Annotated in this window: 2 protein-coding genes; both read right to left on the reverse strand. The window is 67.3% G+C overall.

Features of this window, described 5'->3' with window-relative positions; genetic code table 11:
• Window positions 1-75: 75 nt before the first annotated feature.
• Complete coding sequence (locus A5636_RS00180; protein WP_065156691.1) at window positions 76-2,751, reverse strand: circularly permuted type 2 ATP-grasp protein; 2,676 nt, start codon at window positions 2,749-2,751, stop codon at window positions 76-78.
• Window positions 2,752-2,921: 170 nt separating this feature from the next.
• Window positions 2,922-3,808: hypothetical protein (locus tag A5636_RS26350; RefSeq protein ID WP_065156692.1), on the reverse strand; the 887-nt coding region annotated here is incomplete at its 5' end.

The following is a 3,808-nucleotide window of genomic DNA, read 5'->3' on the forward strand; positions in this document are numbered from 1 at the left end:
CTGCATCGTCGTAGGGCTCAGGCCGGATTGCCCTACTCCTCTCAGCCCGCGGTCGCGGGCTGCATCGTCGTAGGGCTAGGCCGGCATCGTGCGGCGCTGGTCCGGACCCCACAGCGGCTGCATATCGCCGGGCAGCGCCAAATGGGTTGCGGTGATGGCGTCGGTCAAGTCGCGTAGCGCGGCGTGAATCGCGCTGAGCAACTCGGCCAGTTCCTCCCGGCGCCCGTTGGTAATCTGTTCCAGCTCAGCGGGATCCGAGCGGCGCAGCCGCGTGCTCATCTCGTCCACCAACCGCTCCGGACGCGACGACCCGGACGATCCGGGCAGGTCCTTCAGGTTGGCCCGCAACCTTTCCAGCTGGAACAGCAGTGACCGCGGGTTCTGCGGGTCGAACAGCATCAACTCGGTCACCGCGACCACGCTGACCTGACCCAGCGTGCGGCGCCGATAGATGACCGAGGACTCGCAGGCCACCAGTGTCGCCTCGACAATGGATTGTTCGGCCACCGTGCCGCGCACGACGGTCAGGGTGTCGCCCAGCAGCGCTGTCAACCACAGCCCGCGTTCGATGCGTTTGCCGATGTCCATCATGGTCCAGCCCACGTCGTGCACCATCGACTCGCCCGCCACCCCGGACAGCGTCAGCATCCCGGCCAGTGCCTGCGAGTGGGCGTTGGCGATCAGGGCGTCTGCTTCGGCCAAAGACTGCGGCGGGTCGGCCCGAAGTGCCACTGCCCGTTCGACATTGGCCAGCACCATCCAGGTGTCATTGGACAACTGGTCGCGCACCGCCCGGGCCGAAAGTGCCAGCCCTTCCACCGACTGGATGAGCGAACCCGGCCGGTCGGGATCCACGGTCATCGACCACAGCATCGAGGGCGCCACCGCGATCATCTCCGCGTGGTCGTATCCGCCGGCGCTCGTCGCCCCCGTATCAGTCCCGGTGACCTTGCCCAAGGCTGCCATCAACGCCGGCACGCACTCGCTTTCCTCGCTGGCCTGATGGTGCCGGTAGACGTGGTAACGATCGCGCGCGACCATCAGCAGGCGAGCCATGTTCTCGGCGCGCTCGCCGTAACGGCCCATCCAGAACAGGTCCGACAACACGCGCGGCGAACTGACCCCCCAGGTCCCCGCACCCGTCTTGACCGGCTGCGGCGCCGACGGCAGCGTAACCGTCTCGGTAATGGACCGCTCTGTTGGTCGTACCCAGACATCTTTTGCCGCAACGGTTGTCAGCGTATAGGCGGATGGCTCGGGTGCCAGCACGTAACCGAGCCCGCCGATCATCGGGGCATAGCCGCTGCGTTGCGCGACGGTGAACAACCGCATACCGACGCTGGCGGACGAGAACACGCCGGCGTGGTTGGTGGGTGCCGAGGAGAACGTCGGTAGTTCCTGGCCGACCCAACGCCACGGCATGGCCTCGATACGCCCCGCCAGCTCGGTCAGCTGGGCGAATGAAAGAGCCGGTCCGACAATAGTTTCCCCGCCGTCCACCGGCTTGATCAATAACGACGACACGTTGGCCAGCAGGTGCGACAGTTCAGTGGCGATGCCACCCCAGTACACCGGCGCAGTCTGCAGCAGGGGCTCCTCGCCCAGCAGGCGTTCGGCCAATTCGGGCAGAAACCGAAGCAGCCCAGGGCTTTCCAGGATGCCGCTGCCCAGCGTGTTGACCACCGTCACCGTTCCGCGGTGCAACGCCTCCACCAAACCGACCACCCCCAGTCGCGAATCGGCGCGCAGGTCCAACGGGTCGGCGTAGAGCGCGTCCAGCCGGCGCAACACCACGTCGACGCGTTTGAGGGTGCCCAGTGACCGCATCCACAGCTTGCCGTCGCGGACCACCAGATCCGCGCTTTCGACCAGGGGAAAACCCAGCAGCGTCGCCAAATACGCCTGGTCGAAAGCGGTTTCGGAGTAGATGCCCGGACTCAGCACCACCACCATGGGGTCCTGCGCCACGTCGGGCGCGGCGTCGATCAGGCTCAGCCGCAGCGTTTGCGCGAACGGGGTGGTCGGACGCGGGGCGATGTGCTCGTAGAGGTCGGGGAGCGCGTGGGCCAACACCCGGCGGTCCGCCAGCGCATAACCGGCGCCCGAGGGGGCCTGGGTCCAGTCGGCATTGACCTGAAAGGTGCCGTCGGAACGGCGGCTCAGGTCGCAACCATGCATGAACAGCTGATGGTTGCCGGGCACTTTGATTCCGGTGGCCGAACGCACATAGCCGGGATGGGCGAACACCAGCTGTGCCGGCAGCAGGCCCTCGGTGAGCAGATCACGAGGCCCGTAAAGGTCGGTAAGCACCGCGTCCAGCAGCCGTGACCGCTGCACCAGACCGGCTTCCAGCGCTTGCCATTCGGCGGCGGACACCACCAGCGGCAGGGCGTCCAGTGTCCATAGTCCGGGCTCGGCCGGCAGGATGTGACCGTCCGGCACGCCGCGCGTGGCGGGGGCGTCCGCAAGTCCGGTGTAGGTGATGCCGTCGTGATCGATCAGGCTGTGCACCACCGAGCGCAGCCCGTCCAGCCCGGCTCGCCCGCGTTCGGCGATGGCATCGGCGACTTCGTCCCAGTCCGGACGCACGTTGCCGTCGGAGTCCACGAACTCGTCGTAGCCGCGGCGAGGTCCACCACGCAGATCGAAAAGGGCTTCCTGGGCGCGTGCGGTGCGGTAGCCCGCCAGCAGGCGGTCGACGTCGTACCGATCCCCGGCTATCGCCGACGATCCGTTCGGCCTCAGTGCCATCGTGGTGCCAATCCCGTGCCGTGCCCGAAAACGTGTAACCGGTGTGGTGCTGCGCCACCTTAAAGTTCGTAGCCGCTGATCCCATCACAACAGACAGCCGCCCGCAGCGCGCGCCTATACCGGCTTGCGTTGCGGGCGGCAGTCATTCGTTGGTCAGCCGCGTGGTGCTCCTATGCGTACTGCTGCCCCGGGTACTGTCCGGGCGGCGGGCCGGCCTGGTACCCAGGCTGTTGCTGCTGCTGGTCCTCGACCACCTGGCCGCCGGTGAGCTTGCGGTAGGTGTACACCTGGATCAGCGAGGCGACCGGCAGGGCGGCGACGAGGCCGATGAAGCAGGCGATCTCGCCGACCAGCACCACCGCGTACTGCACCAACCAGGACAACGCGCTGGGGCCGAGGTTGGCCCGAACCGTTGCGATGCTGGCCTTGATCGCATCGACCGGCGACAGCCCCTTGTCGACGGCGAACGCGATGGCGAACTGGCCGAAAAAGGTGATGATGAGGGGTCCGACGAAGGTGCAAGAGGTCAACACGGCGGCCAGACCCAGCAGCAGCGTGGTGAGCAGCACCCCACCCACGTTGCGCGGCTTGAAGAACGTTCCGATGCTCACCGGCTTGCCGTCGGCAATGTCGAGGGCACCGCTGACCAGTGCGGCCTGCATGTACATCGCCACGAAGAACGCAGCGATGTAGCCGAGGGTCAGGACGATGTAGCCGACCGTCGAGAAGCTCGAGCTGGACGCTTCGTAGGCGTAGCCACTGCCGTAGTCGTAGCTGGTCGTCGTGGTGTCCGAGGTCGCCATCGCGATACCGAACGGGATCCCGATGACGGCAGCGAGCGCCAGGAAGTACAGCAGCGTGGGCACGGCCAGCGCAGCGGCGTTCTGGGTGAACTTGCCCCAAGCCCAGCTGAACGCGTTGCCGACGCTGAAGTCCGAGCCGGCCGGCGCGCCGCCGTAGCCCGACTGGTATCCGGGTGGTGGCGGGGGTGGGCGAGGCTCCGGCGGCCCTGTCGGCAGCGGGGTCGACGGCGCCGGTGGGTCCGGTGCGACCCGTG

Source organism: Mycobacterium asiaticum, from assembly GCF_001673315.1.
GTDB lineage: Bacteria > Actinomycetota > Actinomycetes > Mycobacteriales > Mycobacteriaceae > Mycobacterium > Mycobacterium asiaticum_B.

Bases quoted from the DNA above. Each gene is read 5' to 3' on its own strand.
- A5636_RS00180 (WP_065156691.1), bottom strand. From the start codon at position 2,751: ATGGCACTGAGGCCGAACGGATCGTCGGCGATAGCCGGGGATCGGTAC.